The organism is Haloarcula sp. CBA1115 (assembly GCF_000827835.1).
GTDB lineage: Archaea > Halobacteriota > Halobacteria > Halobacteriales > Haloarculaceae > Haloarcula > Haloarcula hispanica.
The window spans coordinates 2,257,286-2,272,674 of sequence record NZ_CP010529.1 but is presented as its reverse complement, the minus strand read 5'-3'; the positions used below and the strand labels follow the sequence as shown (position 1 = coordinate 2,272,674).

Annotated in this window: 16 protein-coding genes and 1 pseudogene; 5 read left to right on the top strand and 12 right to left on the bottom strand. The window is 65.2% G+C overall.

The window, feature by feature from the left end; genetic code table 11:
* Positions 1–9: 9 nt before the first annotated feature.
* The 3 genes from SG26_RS11350 to SG26_RS21620 form a co-directional block, all read right to left on the bottom strand.
* Positions 10–1,749 carry a histidine kinase N-terminal 7TM domain-containing protein gene (locus tag SG26_RS11350; protein ID WP_014039656.1) on the bottom strand — a complete coding sequence of 580 codons (1,740 nt, stop codon included), beginning with the start codon at positions 1,747–1,749 and terminating at the stop codon, positions 10–12.
* Between the two features lie 42 nt (positions 1,750–1,791).
* The gene (locus tag SG26_RS11345; RefSeq protein WP_014039655.1) at positions 1,792–2,112 is read right to left on the bottom strand and encodes a hypothetical protein; all 321 of its coding nucleotides are present in this window, start codon (positions 2,110–2,112) and stop codon (positions 1,792–1,794) included.
* A 128-nt stretch (positions 2,113–2,240) separates the two neighbouring features.
* Positions 2,241–2,405, bottom strand: a complete 165-nt coding sequence (locus SG26_RS21620; protein WP_023843142.1) for a hypothetical protein — start codon at positions 2,403–2,405, stop codon at positions 2,241–2,243.
* Between the two features lie 112 nt (positions 2,406–2,517).
* Between SG26_RS21620 and SG26_RS11340 the strand changes: the two are divergent.
* The 4 genes and pseudogenes from SG26_RS11340 (at position 2,518) to SG26_RS11325 (ending at position 6,315) form a co-directional block, all read left to right on the top strand.
* Positions 2,518–3,491 (top strand): annotated as a pseudogene (locus SG26_RS11340) (molybdopterin-binding protein).
* A gap of 204 nt (positions 3,492–3,695) precedes the next feature.
* Positions 3,696–4,658, top strand: a complete 963-nt coding sequence (locus SG26_RS11335; RefSeq protein WP_050037617.1) for a hypothetical protein — start codon at positions 3,696–3,698, stop codon at positions 4,656–4,658.
* An 83-nt stretch (positions 4,659–4,741) separates the two neighbouring features.
* Positions 4,742–5,566, top strand: coding sequence for an aldo/keto reductase (locus SG26_RS11330; protein ID WP_050037616.1), 825 nt, complete (start codon positions 4,742–4,744; stop codon positions 5,564–5,566).
* Positions 5,567–5,640: 74 nt separating this feature from the next.
* Complete coding sequence (locus SG26_RS11325) at positions 5,641–6,315, top strand: MBL fold metallo-hydrolase (protein ID WP_050037615.1); 675 nt, start codon at positions 5,641–5,643, stop codon at positions 6,313–6,315.
* A 10-nt stretch (positions 6,316–6,325) separates the two neighbouring features.
* Here SG26_RS11325 and SG26_RS11320 read toward each other — a convergent pair whose 3' ends face one another.
* The 7 genes from SG26_RS11320 to SG26_RS11295 form a co-directional block, all read right to left on the bottom strand.
* Positions 6,326–7,294 carry a hypothetical protein gene (locus SG26_RS11320; protein ID WP_050037614.1) on the bottom strand — a complete coding sequence of 323 codons (969 nt, stop codon included), beginning with the start codon at positions 7,292–7,294 and terminating at the stop codon, positions 6,326–6,328.
* Between the two features lie 149 nt (positions 7,295–7,443).
* Positions 7,444–7,755: a CTP/GMP synthase operon protein gene (locus SG26_RS11315; RefSeq protein ID WP_023843141.1), complete on the bottom strand. Its 312-nt coding sequence runs from the start codon at positions 7,753–7,755 to the stop codon at positions 7,444–7,446.
* On the bottom strand, positions 7,752–8,669 hold the full coding sequence (gene guaA, locus SG26_RS11310) for a glutamine-hydrolyzing GMP synthase (protein WP_008310611.1): 918 nt from the start codon (positions 8,667–8,669) through the stop codon (positions 7,752–7,754). Before guaA ends, SG26_RS11315 begins: the two co-directional genes overlap by 4 nt.
* A complete protein-coding gene (locus tag SG26_RS11305) occupies positions 8,669–10,330 on the bottom strand; it encodes a CTP synthase (RefSeq protein WP_044951697.1) in 1,662 nt (553 codons plus the stop codon). The genes guaA and SG26_RS11305 overlap by 1 nt, the downstream gene beginning before the upstream one ends.
* Before the next feature lie 77 nt (positions 10,331–10,407).
* Positions 10,408–10,599 carry a hypothetical protein gene (locus tag SG26_RS11300; RefSeq protein ID WP_008310615.1) on the bottom strand — a complete coding sequence of 64 codons (192 nt, stop codon included), beginning with the start codon at positions 10,597–10,599 and terminating at the stop codon, positions 10,408–10,410.
* A 48-nt stretch (positions 10,600–10,647) separates the two neighbouring features.
* Positions 10,648–10,821, bottom strand: a complete 174-nt coding sequence (locus SG26_RS21615) for a hypothetical protein (protein ID WP_014039646.1) — start codon at positions 10,819–10,821, stop codon at positions 10,648–10,650.
* Between the two features lie 82 nt (positions 10,822–10,903).
* On the bottom strand, positions 10,904–11,497 hold the full coding sequence (locus SG26_RS11295) for an alpha/beta hydrolase (protein ID WP_014039645.1): 594 nt from the start codon (positions 11,495–11,497) through the stop codon (positions 10,904–10,906).
* Positions 11,498–11,557: 60 nt separating this feature from the next.
* On the opposite strand from SG26_RS11295, the gene SG26_RS11290 reads away from it, so the two are divergent.
* The gene (locus SG26_RS11290) at positions 11,558–12,400 is read left to right on the top strand and encodes a PspA/IM30 family protein (protein WP_014039644.1); all 843 of its coding nucleotides are present in this window, start codon (positions 11,558–11,560) and stop codon (positions 12,398–12,400) included.
* A 19-nt stretch (positions 12,401–12,419) separates the two neighbouring features.
* Here SG26_RS11290 and SG26_RS11285 read toward each other — a convergent pair whose 3' ends face one another.
* Both SG26_RS11285 and SG26_RS11280 read right to left on the bottom strand, forming a co-directional pair.
* Positions 12,420–14,348 (bottom strand): SLC13 family permease, encoded by a 1,929-nt coding sequence (locus tag SG26_RS11285; RefSeq protein ID WP_023843140.1) that lies wholly within the window; start codon positions 14,346–14,348, stop codon positions 12,420–12,422.
* Between the two features lie 90 nt (positions 14,349–14,438).
* A complete protein-coding gene (locus SG26_RS11280; protein WP_050037613.1) occupies positions 14,439–15,341 on the bottom strand; it encodes a diacylglycerol kinase family protein in 903 nt (300 codons plus the stop codon).
* Positions 15,342–15,389: the final 48 nt, after the last annotated feature.

Here is a 15,389-nt window from a genome sequence, read left to right as displayed (position 1 = left end):
CAGCCGCGATCAGTCAGCGTTCTCGCTTCCGGCCGTCGCTGGCTCGTCTGTCGCGTGGGCGGGCTCAGCCGCCGGCAGTTGCAGTTCCACAGTCGTTCCCGGCTCGGCCGTATCGGGGAACGACATCCGGCCGCCGAGGTTTCGGACGATCCAGTTGACGAGCCAGAGCCCGACGCCGGAGCCATGTTTGAGCGGCGTTTCGGTTCCCGAGCGGATGACCTCGCGCTCGTGGTCGGTGATACCGGGACCGTTGTCGTGAACGGCCACACGGACGCCCGGCGTTCCGTCGGTCCGCGTCGCCGTAATCTCGACTTCGACAGGACCCCCATCGGTCGCCTGATGTTCGACGGCGTTCTCGACCAGTTCCTCTAGTGCGATGAGGATCGACGGACCGCCCTGTATCCAGAGATCATCCTCGCAGGTGAGCGTGATCGCCACGTCGGGGCGGCGGTCCCGAGCATCGCTCACGACCGATTCCAGCAGCCTCTGGAGCGCTGTCGGGCTGTGCTGTTCGGTCTCCAGGGCCTCGGTAACTCGGCCGATCTTGTTACTGCGGTCGACGATGTCGTCGACTGTGCTGATAATACGGTCGAGTCGCTCGCGTTCGTCGGCGTCGGCCGTGTCCCGGAGCAGGTCCGCGTTCCCCTTGACGACGTTCATCTCGTTTCGGATATCGTGCCGGAGCAAGCGGTTGAGTACGTCCAGTCGCTGTTCCCGTTGTCGCCGCTCCGTGATGTCTCGGAGGCTGATGAGGTGGCCCGAGACAACGCCGTACGCGCGGTACAGCGGTATCACGCGTACGTCGTAGTACCGGACGCTGCCCTCGTGTTCGAGGGTCGTCTCGGTCTGCGTTCGCTCGCCGGGACCGGGAACCGCCTCGGCGAGTGCTGGTAACACCTGTGGTAGCGAACGGCCCAACAGCGCGTCCTGGTCGCCGTCGAACAGCGCCGTAGCAGCCGCGTTGACATCGACAATGCGGCGCTCGTCGTCGACGATGATGACCAGGTCGTCCATTTCGGTGAAGATCGCTTCCCGGCCCAGTTCCCGGGTCACCGGTGCCACGTCGAGCAGTTGCCCGCGGAGGATGGCGACTGAGAGGACCGCCCCCGAGGCGACGTACCCGAGACTTGTTGGGTTGAACGGAGTCGGTAGCGCACCGAGCACGAACAGCGACTGGACGACCGTCGGGACGGCGATGGCGAGCAACAGTGCGATCCCCTGGCCCTGAAACACCTGATTCGACCGGAACAGCATCCGCAACAGGAGGACACCGCCGGCGAGAATCAACAGCAGTATGTAGGACATGTGCCCCCAGTACATGACTTCGTACGCGGGAGCGAGCGCCACCGACGATGCGGAGACGGATTGTGTCCCATGACCGGACCAGATGAGTTCGTGGGCGTGATTCGACCACACGAGCGTGACAAACACCGCCGGTTCGACGAGCAACAGCGCTGTTCGGCGTTGGGTGAGCCAGTGTGGATGCCCCGTGTACTCGATAACCGTCACGAGCCACGCGACAGGGATGATTACCGAGAGCGTCAGCTGCACCTGGACGAGTCGCTCCATGGTGGCCAGTCCCGGCACAGCGAGCTCGATACCGTACGTCACGGCCCAGAGGCTCGCCGCAACGACGAACACTGCCAGCGGTCCTGCGCCCGGCCGGTCCCGGTGGAGCCACACCAGAAAGGCGACGCCCATACCGACGACACCCGACAATAAAACGACAGTAAGCGGCGACAGGACCATTCAGTAGCGTAGTAATGGCGTCCCTGATATAACTATTCTCGGTCACTTCGACTGCGAGCGAACCGCGGACCACACGGCGAGGGCACCAAGTACGAACGCCGGAACGAGCGGGAGTGTGAGATATGCGTCCCGGAGCGTGAGCCCGAAACTGCTGATGACGCCCTGTGCGGACGGCAAAAGCAAAATTGCGCCGGGGACGAACAGGAACGCCACGCCGATCATCCCGACAAGAATCCAGCCGCTCGTCCCGAACTCGGGACCGTCGGCGGCTTCCGTACCCGTCTCACTGTCCGCAGATGGGGCGTTTGCGGACTGTGGCTCCGTGTCGGGACGGTGGACGTAGCCGGACTCGTCGTCAGCCATCGGCACGCACCCCGTCGCGCCCGCTCGAACGGTGCGTCACGATGGGACCTCCCCCGGGAGTACCGACGAAACAACGTGGCTGCATGTCTCGGCATCAGGCAAGCGAGCGCAAAACGCTAACGGTCCCGCTACTGCGACAGACCAGGTGCTTCCTGGCTCGAGATGTCACGCAGGCTCATCCGATGCCCGCTGGATGAAGCGTGTGCGTCCCGCTGGCCCTCCGCGACCGACGAGTCTTCGTACAGTCCCTCGAACGCACACTCATGGCAGACGACGTGGTAGCTCCCAGCCATACATTTTGTTTCATATCGCTATATTTTAAGCCTACCGTTTTCAGATATTATATACATTGCAGTCCCGCAAACGGTCGTCAGGGTATTTATCGACCGCGACCGATGGAGTAGTATGGTGGATTTCCAGTCCCGTGACACACGCCGGGGTCCGACCGACGGGGAAGACGACGAGACAGACGAGGACGAGGGCGAAACGGGAGACGACGAGGAATCCGCGGCAGTCGATACCGACTCCGAGGCCGCCAGTTCAGAGCCAACCGAAGCAACGGATACAGCAGCGGAAAACAACGACAGAGAAGCAAGTGGGGGTGACGGAACGGAGACTTCTGCGGCGGACGACGTGACGGGGGACGGTGACGGCTCCACGTCGGAGCCTGAAGCCGACAGCGCCGTCGCAGAACGAATCGACGAGGCGGTAGAGCAAAGCAGCCATCCAGCGGCCGAAACACAGGACGCTGAAGGGGCCGGCGGGGCGGAGCGACCCGACGAGGGCCCCCACGAAGACCCCCTTTCTGAGACACAGGCAGGCGATCCACCGGAAAACACATCGCAGGCTGAGACGCCGCCGACAGCGGATGAACCACCAGCGCAGACAGTCCCACGGGACGACGCGTCGCAAGAACAGTCGGTTGCCGCCGCCGTCGTCACGGTCGGGACAGCGACGGAAACGGGCGACCCGACGGGCGAGGCGGTAGAGACAGCACTCGAAGCGACCGGACAGACGGTCACCGCCCGCGAGCGCCTGCGAGGGGACTACGACGGCATTCAGGGTGCCGTCGACAGACTAGTCGGGCGCGACGACGTGGAGGTCGTCGTCACCGCGGGGGCCTCGGCGTCGCCCCGTCGGCGCAGACGCTCGAAGCAGTCCACCCACTGTTCGAAAAGGCCCTGCCGGGGTTCGAGGAAGTGTACCGGAGCCTCCTCTTCGAACAGCAGGGAACCGGTGTCATCGCCATCCGTGCGACTGCCGGGATCGCTGGAGAGACGCCGGTGTTCTGCCTGCCCGCGGACCCGGCAGCGGTTCGTATCGCTATCGACGAGATCATCGCGGCCGAAGCTCCGTCTCTCGTCGCTGACCTGTCCTGAGCCGACACGACGAACTCGCGGTATCAGTCTTGTGACCGTTTAGCCGGCTTAACGTGATATTTTCCGGTTCGTCCCAGGTCGCTAATTTTCCCACTTCCGACGGCTTTTCTCCCGAATATCGGCCGTTTAAACGTTTAAAGCGGCGTGAAAAGTCGTTAACTCCGTCACCCATTGAAGTAGAGACAGCCCACAGGCTCGTGTGTCATGTCCGATCGCAACGCGACACGACGCGGCGTGCTCACGGGTATCGGCGCGACAGCTGCAGCTGCACTGGGTGGGGCGGCCATCTCCGGGACGGTTGCGGCGGCCGGTCCCTGGGAGTCCGTCGAGTCCCCGACCGGGAACACCCTCCACGACGTCGAATACACGGCCACCGGCGCGTACGCGGTGGCGGGTGGCGGTATCGTCCTCGAACGGACTAGCAGGGGCTGGCAGAAGGTCATCGGCGGTGGCCCGACCGGCAACGGGAACAGCCTCTACGGGGCCGATGTAACCGACGACGGCAAGGCCCTCTGGTTCGTCGGTGCCTCGGGCGCTATCGGCGAGTACGACGTGGAATCGGGCGTCCTCACCGACCACAGCGCCCCGATGGACGTGACCAACAACTTCAACGACGTGTCCGTGACCGGGAGCGCCGGCGAGGCGAACGTCTACGTCGCCGGCGACTCCGGCAAGATGTACTACAGCTTCGAGAACGGCGCGAGCGAGACGTGGGACTACACCACGCCCGGCTCCGGGTCGGCCATCAACGCCGTCGACTTCCACGGCGTGCGCTCGGGCCACATCGTCGACGGCAACAAGAGCGTCTTCGCCACCGACGACGGCTCGACGTGGAACAAGATCGGCCTCGCCGACGCCAACGTCAACTTCTACGGCGTCGACTCCGACGGCCCAGATGACGTGTGGGTTTCCGGCGGTGGCGGGATGATTTTCCACTGGAACGGGTCCGAGTGGACGCCGACCGACACGGGCGACGTCGGCCTGCGTGACATCGAGGTCACCGGCGACGACAGCACCGGCTACACGGTCGGCGGCGGTAAGGTGTACGCCCTCGGCGATGGCGGCTGGACCCAGGAACAGACGCCCGCTGGCGAGAACCTGAAAGCCATCGTCCGCGGCGGCACCGACATCGCGGTCGGTTCGGGCGGGACTATCCTGGAGCAGTAGCGACGGTACAGTAGGGCAGGCCGGTTCGAGACCGCGGTGCGCCGGAGCCACTGACTTTTCACCGACCCCCTCCAACACCCTGCATGGACGACATTCAGGTCCAGGGTACGTCGGTCCCCGCACTCGGCCTCGGGACGTGGCAGCTCACCGGCCAGTCCTGCCGTGAAACCGTCGAAACGGCGCTGGATATGGGCTATCGCCACATCGACACTGCACAGGCGTACGGCAACGAGCGGCAGGTCGGACTGGGGATGGACGCCGCCGCGGTCGACCGCGAGGACGTGTTCTTGACGACGAAGCTCGACGGCTCCAATCGCGACGAGCGGAGCGTCCGCCGGTCGACGCGGGAGAGCCTGAACAAACTGGGAACGGACTACATCGACCTCCTGCTCATCCACTGGCCGAACACCCCGTGGATGGCATCCCTGTCGGAGACGCTCGGGGCGATGAACGACCTCGTCGAGGAGGGGCTGGTCCGGCACATCGGCGTCAGCAACTTCTCGCCGTCGCTGCTGGACAAGGCGCGGGACATCTCCGCGGCCCCTATCTTCACCGACCAGGTGCAGTACCACCCCTACTGGGACCAGCGGAAGCTACTCGACTACTGTCGCATCCACGACGTGCTCCTGACTGCCTACAGCCCGCTCGCCCGCGGCGGCGTCCTCGACGACCCCGCGCTCGTCCAAGTGGGTAACAGGTACGGGAAATCCCCGGCGCAGGTCGCGCTTCGGTGGCTGGTCCAGCAGGACGGCGTGGCCGCGATTCCGAAAGCGTCCAGCCGCGACCACCTCGAAGCGAACATGGCTGTCTTCGATTTCGAACTCACCGACGCGGAGATGGAGCGGATCCGGGACCCGTCGAAGGTCAAGACTGGCGTGCAGTTCGTCCGGTCGCAGTTGCCGTTCTGAGCACCACAGTTGACTGGTTCTGCGGTCACACCGATTCGTCAAGCGTTTTGACGCCGCCGTTCCAACCCCGCGCTATGGTAACGGCGCTCGCCGATGATATCTGGTGGTACGACCTCACGGGCGTCAACGCAACGCTCGTCGACGACGACGGAGCGCTAACGCTCGTGGACACCGGGCTTCCCTGGCACGGCAACGCGCTCATCGCCGGCCTGAGCGACGCCGGCTACGAACTCCGGGACCTGGACCGCATCCTCCTCACGCACTTCGATCTCGACCACGTCGGCGGGCTGTCGGCCTTCGACGGCATCGACGTGACTATCTACGTCAGGGAGCGGGACGCCCCGCTGGTCACCGGCGAGCAGGCTCCGCCGCTGGGCAACCACAAGGGAGCGTTCCAGCGACTCGTCTCGCCGTTCCTCGACGCGCCGGACAACGACGTCGTCCCCCTCGCCGACGGCGACACCGTCGGCAGTTTCACTGTCTACGATACCCCTGGCCACACGCCGGGGCACGTCTGCTACGTCAGCGAAGACCATTCGCTTGGACTGCTGGGTGACCTCGTCCGGGAGGACAGCGGCCGCTTCGAGCCCTCGCCGTGGCTGGTGAGCTACGATACCGACGCCGTTGCTCGGAGTATCAGAGACTTCGCCGAGCGCGCACCGCGGTTTGAACTCGCTGTGCCGGGCCACGGCGTCCCCTTCGAGGAAGGGGGTTCCGCGAAACTCAGTAAGCTGGCAGCGACGCTGTGAAACGGCTGGCCTAGTCGCTACTGAGCCGGCCAGCAACGAAGTCCTGACCGCCCAGCCCGACCGCTAGCGCGAACCCGATACCGACGGGGAACACGACCGCGAGCAACAACACGGCGAGCAGCAGCGAGTCGACGCCCGCGAGGTTGAGCGCGATAACGGCGGTAAACAGGTAGACGAGCGCCTGCAGCGTTCCCGAGAGGAGCGGCTTCGAGACCCACTCTTCGGCGGCATCGACCGACGTGATCACGTCGGCGACGTGATCAGCAACTAGTGCCCCCAGAACGAGGACGACGAGGGCACCGACCAGGGTCGGCGCGTAGGTCAATCCATCACGGAGCAGGGCCGCGACGGGAGCGATAGTGAGCGTCGCCGCAGCGACGTAGACGGCCGCCGCGTAGACGTAGTACTCGACGACTAGACCAGCCACTCTGCCAACGGTGCCGCTGTCAGCGTCGAGCAGCTGTCCGAGGTGCGTTTCCGGGAAGTTCTCCGTGATACCGGGACTGGAGACGAGGCCGGGGACGAGCGTGCCCAGCAGTCGGCCGAGACCGAACCCGACGACCAGGAACACTGCGGCGGCGACGATGTTCGGAACGTACCCGAACAGCGTCGCGGCGAGCGTCCGGAGCTCGCTGATGTTCAGCGTTCTGACCGCCGCAAGAACAGCGACCAGATAGACGAGATATCGGGCGAGCAGACCTGCTGCGGACGCGACCGGGTCCGACTCCGCTGTGACGGCAGACACCGGCGTTTCCTCGGCGCGGTCGTCGAGCCCGCGTTCGAGCGTCCAGTCGTACACCGCGCTGTCGAGGTACTCGCCGACCCCGTAGCCGATGGCGAGGATGACTGCCGCAATCAGTATCGTCCCGACGGCCGATACGCCGTCGGCGACGAGGGTTGTCAGGAATTCGACGATTCGGTCAGCGACGTTCGCTTGCAGCAACAGCGGTCGTTCCGTGACGGCCTGAATCGCTAGCATAGGTGTATCCAGTAGTTACTCTCTTAATCTATCTATTAAATCCGTCGAAGAATATGTTAAATTATACCCTTCAACAGCAAGAGGGTGCGGCCGGACCGGCTGTTGGTACTGCTGGGCGGACACCATAGACACGAAAAGACCGGGCGAGCCTACAGTTCCTCGGCGACCGCCTCGGCGTCAAGCAGGTCCGGGTCGACGACGAGGTCGGTCTGTCGGCTGGCGAAGTCCGGCAGGGAGCCCGCCGCGTAGACGACGACCCGGAGGTCGGGGGCAAGGTCCTTGGCGACGGCGATGGAGGTCGCCTGCGACATCTCGGTCAGCAGGTAGACCTCGGCCTCGTGGATGCCGGCTTCTTCGAGCCCGGGTCGGTTACCGACGTCGGCGACTGTGACCGTGTGGCCTTCGGCTTCGAGCGCGTCGGTGAGCGCGTTCGGGTCCGAGCCGACGAGAACCACCTTCATTCGTACTCGATAGTCGCTGGCGGTTTGTGGGTCACGTCGTAGACGACGCGGGCGACGTTCTCGTGCGCCCCGGTGATGCGCGACTGGATGCGCTGGAGCGTGTCCCAGTCGAGTTCCTGTGCGCGGGCGGTCATCCCGTCCCGGCTCTCGACGGAGCGGACGGCGACGACCCAGCCGTGGACGCGGTTGTCGCCCTTGACGCCCGTGGCCTTGCCGATGACGGCGGCCAGCGCCTGCCACGGCTCGTACTCCTCCAGTTCCTCCTCGACGACGTGGTTGGCCTCGCGGGCCACTTCCAGTTTCTCCTCGGTGACTTCGCCGATGATGCGGACGGCGAGGCCGGGGCCGGGGAACGGCATCCGCTCTGAGATTATCTCCTCGAGGTCGAGCGCCCGGGCGACCTCGCGGACCTCGTCCTTGTAGAGGTCCCGCATCGGCTCGACGATGCCCTCGAAGTCCACCACTTCGGGCAGGCCGCCGACGTTGTGGTGGCTCTTTATCGTCCCCTCGCTCTCGATGCGGTCGGGGTAGATGGTCCCCTGAACGAGGTAGTCGGCGTCGACGTCCTTCGCGACAGTCTCGAACTCCCGGATGAACTGCTCGCCGATGATGTGACGCTTCTCCTCGGGGTCGGTCTCGTCGCCGAGCGCATCGAGGAAGCGGTCCTGGGCGTCGACGATCCGCAGCGAGTCCATGTAGCTGAACGTCTCGCGTATCTGGTCGGTCTCGCCTTTCCGCATCAGCCCGGTGTCGACGTAGACCGGGGTGAGCTGGTCGCCGATGGCCTCGTAGGCCAGCGCGGCGGCCGTCGAGGAGTCGACGCCGCCCGACAGTGCGATGACGGCGTTCTTGTCGCCGATCTCGTCGGCGATCTCGGCTTTCGCGTCGGCGATGAACTCGTCGACGTTCACCATCAGTGGCTCACCTCCTCAGTCGTCACAGTGTGTGGATCGTCGCCGAGCACCGCTTCGAGCAGGCCGACGAAGGGCGGGCTGGCGCGTGTCGGTCGGGAGCGGAACTCCGGATGGAACTGCGTCCCGATGAAGTACGGGTGGTCCTCGGGCGCGAGTTCGAGTATCTCCATACGGTTTTCGGCGTAGCCAGAGAACTTCAGCCCGGCGGCTTCGAGGTCGTCGATGTACTCGGGATTGACCTCGTAGCGGTGGCGGTGCCGCTCCGTACAGGACTCCCCGCCGTACAGCGTCGCGGCAAGCGTGTTCGCGTCGATTTCGGTTTCGTGAGCACCCAGCCGCATCGTCCCGCCCATGTCCTCGATCTCGTACTGCTCGGGCAGGATGTCGATGACGGGGTGTGGGGTGTCTTCGTCCAGTTCGGCGGAATGGGCGTCGTCGAGGTCCAGTACGTTGCGGGCGTACTCGACGACGGCCATCTGGAATCCGAGACACAGCCCGAGGAATGGGATATCGTTCTCGCGGGCGTACCGAATCGCCTCGATTTTACCCTCCGTACCACGGGCACCGAAGCCACCCGGCACGACGATGGCGTCGGCCTCGCGCATCCGGTCAGCGTGGTGGTCGTTCATCTTCTCGGAGTTGACCCATTGGACGTTCACGTCGACGTTCTTCTCCAGGCCGGCGTGTTTCAGCGCCTCGTGGACGGACATGTAGGCGTCTTCGAGGTCGTACTTGCCGACGAGGGCAATATCGACTTCGCCCTCGGTGTTCTGGGTGACAAGGTCGCGCCAGCGGTTCTCCCGCTCATCCTCGGGCAGGGCTTCGGTCGCGATGTCGAGTTCCTCCATCACGTACTGGTCGAGGCCTTCCTCCTCGACCATCAGCGGGACGTGGTAGATGTCGTCGACGTCGGGATTCGAGAAGACGGCTTCCGTCGGCACGTCACAGAACAGCGCGATCTTCTCTTTCGTGTCGATATCGAGTTTGTCCGAACAGCGGCCGACGAGAATGTCGGGCTGGAGCCCGATAGAGCGCAGTTCCTTCACGGAGTGCTGGGTCGGCTTGGTCTTCTGCTCGCCGTTTTTCGAGTAGGGAACGAGCGTGACGTGGGTAAAGAGAATATCGTCCTCGTCTTCCTCGTGGGCGAACTGACGGAGCGCTTCGAGATACGGCATCCCCTCGATGTCGCCGACGGTGCCGCCAACCTCGATGATACAGACGTCGTTTCCTTCGGCGGCCTCGCGGATGCGGCGCTTGATGTCGTCGGTGATATGCGGGATAATCTGGACCGTGCGACCGAGGTAGTCGCCGGACCGCTCCTTCTCGATGACGTGCTGGTAGGTCTTCCCCGTGGTGACGTTGTGGTCGAAGGTCATGTCGATGTCGAGGAAGCGCTCGTAGTTCCCCAGGTCGAGGTCGACCTCCCCGCCGTCTTTGAGCACGTACACCTCGCCGTGCTGGAAGGGATTCATCGTACCGGCGTCGACGTTCAGATACGGGTCAATTTTGACCGCTGTAACGTCGAACCCGGCGTTTTTGAGTAATCTACCTGTGCTGGCGGCGGTGATGCCTTTCCCCAGGCCAGACATCACGCCACCGGTGACGAAGATGAACTTCCGACCCAGTTCCGGGTCGTAGTCCGTTTCGGGTTCGGTCGGCATACCGACGGTGAACCCCGCGTAGTCTAAACGGTTTCGGAGCGCGCACTGTTCGCCACCCCGTCGCAGTGTCAACGGGGCTACAGTGACGGCTGTGTGAGGACGCGCCATGCCGCCACGAGAACAGCCAGCGTCAGCGCCGAGAACAGCGCATCACCGGGACTAGAGCCGATGGCGATGAACAACAGGTAGCCGGCGACGAATCCACCCAGAAGCGAGACGACGCCGTGCCGTGTCGAGTGCGACACCGCCGCCCTGGTTCGTGTTGACATAGTTCATTATTTATCAGTATATAGTATAAATGTACCTTCGGCTGGTCGTCAGGACTTGAGCACGCCGGATTTGATAGCGACGTAGGTCCCGAGGCCCCCCAGCGAGGCGAGGACGAGCGCCCGGGCTGGTCCGCCCGCGACGAGCGCCGTCTGCATCAGGACTAGCAGCGCCACCAGTGTGGCGATAAACGAAACGGCAGCGAACGCAAGCGGGCGGTTCATGATCGGAGATTGGGCCGACAGCGCCTCTGTCTTTCGATACTGTCCGGTAGTCTCGGGTCCCGGCAGTCGGATGCAACACCGGCTACAGGTGGTCACGGAGAAACGGCCCAACAGTCTCACCGACACGGCCGCTCTGGCCGACGAAGTGGTGGTCGGCCGGCAGTCGCTCGACGGCCTGTCCCAGTTCGGTGGCCCGGTCGACGACCGGCTCCCAGTCCACAGTGTCGTCGCGCTCGCCGACCACGACCTGTACCGGGCAGTCGATAGCGTCGAGCGCGGCGACAGCATCGAGATGGGCGGTCAGTCCGGCCGGCGGAGCGAGGACGGAGAGGACCGACGGCTCGGACTCGCTATCGAGTTCGGCGGCCGCACAGAGCGCCACAGCTGCGCCGAAACTGTAGCCGAACAAGCCGACAGCGTCGGCCCGCTCGCTCGCCCACGCCAGGGCGTTCTCGGCGTCGACCCGCTCGCCGCGGCCCTCGTCCCACGCGCCGTAGTCGAAGCGGAGACAGCCGACATCAGGGGCCAGTGCGTCGCTGACCGCGTTCAGGCGCGTGTCCGACCGCTTACCGCCGTACTGTGGATGGGGCGGGCACGCAACGACGATAGCATCCGACCCGGGTCGGTCGAGCGTCGCGGTGACGTCTCGCCCGCCCGGAATCCCGACGGTAGTCATACGTGTTCACTCGCCAGCCCTCTGTAAGAAATTTAAGGTTGGAGAGACCAATGCGCATATATGGGAATCCTCTCGCGCGCGTCGTACGTCATCCGCTCGAAACTCAACGCCGTCCTGAACCGAGCGGAGGACCCGACAGAGACCCTCGATTACAGCTACGAGCAGTTGCGTGACGAACTGCAGGACGTCAAGCAGGGCATCGCGGACCTGACGACCCAGAAGAAACGACTGGAGATACAGAAGCGCCGCCTCGAAGAGAACGTCGAGAAGCACAACGAGCAGGCGCGCCAGGCCGTCGAGCAGGACCGAGAGGACCTCGCCCGTCAGGCGCTGGAGAAGAAAAAGCAGAAGATGAGCCAGATCGAGGATCTGGAGGGCCAGATACAGGACCTGCAGAGCCAGCAGGACCAGCTAGTCGAGCAGAAAGACGAACTCCAGAAACAGATCGAGCAGTTCCGGACCAAGAAGGAGACGATGAAGGCCCGCCACGAGGCCGCGAAGGCGTCGGCGCGCGTCAACGAGGCAATGACCGGCGCTGGCGACGAGATGCAAGACATCAATCAGGCTATTGAGCGCGCGGAGGAACGCACCGAGGACATGGAGGCCCGCTCGCAGGCGATGGACGAACTCCGCGAGGATGGCGTCCTCGAAAGTCAGATATCGGATGAGAGTTCGCTGGAGCGGGAGCTTGAGGAAGTCCGACAGAAAGGCTCAGTCGACGCCGAACTCGACACGCTGAAAGCCGAGATGGGGAAAGCCGAGGACGGCGACAGCGGGTCAAGCGACGCGGACGTCTCCGAGGCCGAACTGGAGAAGGAACTCACGGACGAGAGTACGCAGGTCGACGTCGACGAGAGCGAGGTCGAGTCAGAACTCGACGAACTGAAAGAAGACGAAAAGTAGCGCCGCCGCCGCGGGATTTTTACAGCGGCCAGACGACAGACACCGAGAGCGTCGTGACGACGCACAGAAGGAGCTGTAGCGGGCCGCCGACGCGCAGGAAGTCGGTAAAGCGGTACCCGCCGGGGCCGTACACCATCAGGTTCGTCTGATAGCCGATGGGTGTCAGGAACGCCGTTGCGACTGCGAACGTCACGACGACGAGGAACGGGAACCCGGCGACGCCGATCTCGGCGGCGGTGGCGACGGCGATCGGGATCATCAGCACGACGGTCGCAGCCGGAGTGATGACGCTGGCGAGGACGGCCGTCAGGAGGTACACCAGCGCCAGCAGCGCCAGCGGCGGGAGGACGCCGGCCGCGTCGACGAGGAGGCCACCGACGAACGCGGCCCCACCGGTCGCTTGCATCGCCTGCCCCAGCGGGAGCAGTCCGGCAAGCAGGAACACGATGTTCCAGCTCACCGCGTCGTAGGCCTTCGATGCGCTCAGCGTGCCGGTCGCGACCGTGGCGACGACGCCGCCGAGTGCGGCGATGTAGATTGGAAGCAGATCCAGCGCCGCGAGCGCGATGACTGCGAGCAGGGTCGCGAGCGGGACCGCCGCCGCGGCGTCGAGCGACGGCGGGCCGCCGTCGAGCGCGTCGAACAACTCCGGGGGACCCTCGGTCAAGACCAGGTACCCCTCGTCCTGCAGGTGGCCCACCTCGTCGAGAGGCGTCTGGAGCAAGAGCAGGTCGCCAGCGGACAGCTCGACCGCCGCGAGGTTCTCGTGGATGATCTCGTCGCCGCGGCGGACGGCGAGGACCGTCACGTCGAACCGACTGCGCAGTTGCACGTCGGCGAGCCGCCGCCCGCGGAGCCGGGACTCCCTGTGAATGACGGCCTCCGCGAGAACGGCCGGATGGCCGCTCTCTGCCAGGAGGTCCGCCGTGACGGACTCGCGGGCGAGGTCCCGAAGGTCGAGCGTCTGGGCGAACTGATTGACGGCCTGTCGGTTCCCGCGGACGGTCAGCACGTCGCCGGGTTCGAGCGGTCGGTCGGTGGCCGTCGCGAAGAACGACTCGCCGTTGCGGTCGATCTGGAGCACATCGATGTCAAGCGGGTCGCTCGCGGCGAGGACCTGTTCGACGGTGGCCTCGGTCGGCAGCGACTCTCCCGCATCGACTACGTCCGCGACTGCTTCGACCACGTCGTCGGGGACACCGCCTTCCAGCGCCTCCTGCACCGTCAGTCCGACCAGCGGCGACGAGTCCCGCACCTGTAACTGCGACAGGTGGCGGTCCATGTCGAACTCCTCCGTGAAGTCGGCCGCGGGGTGGACCCGTTCGGGAACGAGCGCCCGACCGACTGTCAGCAGGTAGGCCACGCCGACGGCGAGGATGACGACGCCGACGGGCGTCAGCGAGAACATCGAGAACGGTCGGCCAAGCAACTGCGCCGAGAGGTCGCTGGCGAGGAGGTTCGTCGAGGTACCGACCAGCGTGAGCGTCCCGCCGAGCATCGCGGCGAAAGAGAGCGGCAACAGCAGGTTCGACGGCGAGATACCGTATCGCTCCGAGAGCCCGGTGACCAGCGGGATGAAGACCGCGACCACCGGCGTGTTGTTGACGAACCCCGCGCTGACGCCCGTCGTGCCCACGATGGCGGCCAGCAGGCGCTGCTCGTCGCCGCCGGTCAGCGCCGCCAGCCTCCCGGCCAGCCAGTCGACGACGCCGGCCGATTCGACGCCGGCGCTGAGGATGTACATCGCGACGATGGTGACCACCGCCGGGCTGGCGAATCCCTCGATGGACGTCCGTGCCGGGACACCGGTGTACGGTTCCAGCACGACCAGCGCGACGAGGACGGCGATGGCCGTCATGTCAGGCGGCAGCCACTCGGTGACGAACAGCGTCAGGGCGGCGGCGACGAGCGCGAAGACCACGAGCGCACCCATCGAGAGCGGGGGCATACCATTGCCCTCGATGGATGGGGGCAAAAGCGTCGGGGGCGATTCCGACCGATCACCCCGCCGGTGGACGGCTGGGACAGGCGACCGGTCTCACTCCGGGTTCGGCGCGTAGCCCGCCCCGACGCGAAGCGTGAGGGCGCGCTCGCGCACCGACAGCGACAGCGCCTCGTGCGTGCTGAGTTCGCCGTCGCGGCTGAACGTGAGTTCGTCGCCGTCGCCGCTAACCGAGATCTCCTTCGCACGAACGTGGGTCACCCCGTCGGTATCGAGCGACAGGAGTCGCTGACCGATGGCCTCCGCGACGAGGTTCCCCGTTGGCATCTGTTCGACGATAGCCACGTCCAGCAGGCCGTCTTCCATGTTTGCTTGCCCGCCTTCCGCGACGAACTTACGGGCGTTGCCCACCAGGAGACAGGCGGACTCGCCCGACCATGTGAACGGGCCGTCCTCGCCGACAGCCGCGACAGTGATGTCGAACCCGTCGAAGCGGAGCGCCTCCTGTGCCCCGGTGAGCAGAAAGGCCAGCGTGCCGAACCGCTCCTTGAGGTCGCCCGGTGTCGAGACGCTGGCGTCGGCGGGGAGACCGGCGATACAGGAGACGAGAAACGGCTCGTCGTCGGCGACACCGACATCGACCGGGCGCGTGTCGCCGGTGTCGGCGATTTCGACACCGTGTTCGATGTCCGTGACGCCGATGTTCCCGGCCAGGAGGTTCGCCGTTCCGGCCGGGATGACGCTCAGCGTCACCGAGTCGAGGTGGCCGGCGTCGTCGAGCCCACGGATGACCTCGTTCACCGTCCCGTCGCCGCCACAGACGGCGACCTCCGAAGCTTCGGCTCGACCCGCCTCGCGGCCGAGTTCGACCGCGTCGCCCGCCGCCTCGGTTTCGTACACCTCGAACCCGCGCGCCGCCATCAGCCGCGGGACGTAGTCGGCGTGCTCGCCGTCGCCACTGACGGGGTTGAGGATACACCGACGCGAGCCAATCTGCATGGTACTAGCGAGTCCGGTCCGGCACTTATACCGTGGTGATGTGCGGCG

Excerpts from the sequence above, each read along its gene's own strand:
- SG26_RS11285 (WP_023843140.1), bottom strand. The coding sequence starts at position 14,348 with ATGCCCCCGCTCTCGATGGGTGCGCTCGTGGTCTTCGCGCTCGTCGCC.
- SG26_RS11290 (WP_014039644.1), top strand. The coding sequence starts at position 11,558 with ATGGGAATCCTCTCGCGCGCGTCGTACGTCATCCGCTCGAAACTCAAC.
- SG26_RS11315 (WP_023843141.1), bottom strand. The coding sequence starts at position 7,755 with ATGAAGGTGGTTCTCGTCGGCTCGGACCCGAACGCGCTCACCGACGCG.
- SG26_RS11300 (WP_008310615.1), bottom strand. The coding sequence starts at position 10,599 with ATGTCAACACGAACCAGGGCGGCGGTGTCGCACTCGACACGGCACGGC.
- SG26_RS11330 (WP_050037616.1), top strand. The coding sequence starts at position 4,742 with ATGGACGACATTCAGGTCCAGGGTACGTCGGTCCCCGCACTCGGCCTC.
- SG26_RS11295 (WP_014039645.1), bottom strand. The coding sequence starts at position 11,497 with ATGACTACCGTCGGGATTCCGGGCGGGCGAGACGTCACCGCGACGCTC.
- guaA (WP_008310611.1), bottom strand. The coding sequence starts at position 8,669 with ATGGTGAACGTCGACGAGTTCATCGCCGACGCGAAAGCCGAGATCGCC.
- SG26_RS11280 (WP_050037613.1), bottom strand. The coding sequence starts at position 15,341 with ATGCAGATTGGCTCGCGTCGGTGTATCCTCAACCCCGTCAGTGGCGAC.
- SG26_RS11325 (WP_050037615.1), top strand. The coding sequence starts at position 5,641 with ATGGTAACGGCGCTCGCCGATGATATCTGGTGGTACGACCTCACGGGC.
- SG26_RS11350 (WP_014039656.1), bottom strand. The coding sequence starts at position 1,749 with ATGGTCCTGTCGCCGCTTACTGTCGTTTTATTGTCGGGTGTCGTCGGT.
- SG26_RS11320 (WP_050037614.1), bottom strand. The coding sequence starts at position 7,294 with ATGCTAGCGATTCAGGCCGTCACGGAACGACCGCTGTTGCTGCAAGCG.
- SG26_RS11335 (WP_050037617.1), top strand. The coding sequence starts at position 3,696 with ATGTCCGATCGCAACGCGACACGACGCGGCGTGCTCACGGGTATCGGC.
- SG26_RS21615 (WP_014039646.1), bottom strand. The coding sequence starts at position 10,821 with ATGAACCGCCCGCTTGCGTTCGCTGCCGTTTCGTTTATCGCCACACTG.
- SG26_RS11305 (WP_044951697.1), bottom strand. The coding sequence starts at position 10,330 with ATGCCGACCGAACCCGAAACGGACTACGACCCGGAACTGGGTCGGAAG.
- SG26_RS11345 (WP_014039655.1), bottom strand. The coding sequence starts at position 2,112 with ATGGCTGACGACGAGTCCGGCTACGTCCACCGTCCCGACACGGAGCCA.
- SG26_RS21620 (WP_023843142.1), bottom strand. The coding sequence starts at position 2,405 with ATGGCTGGGAGCTACCACGTCGTCTGCCATGAGTGTGCGTTCGAGGGA.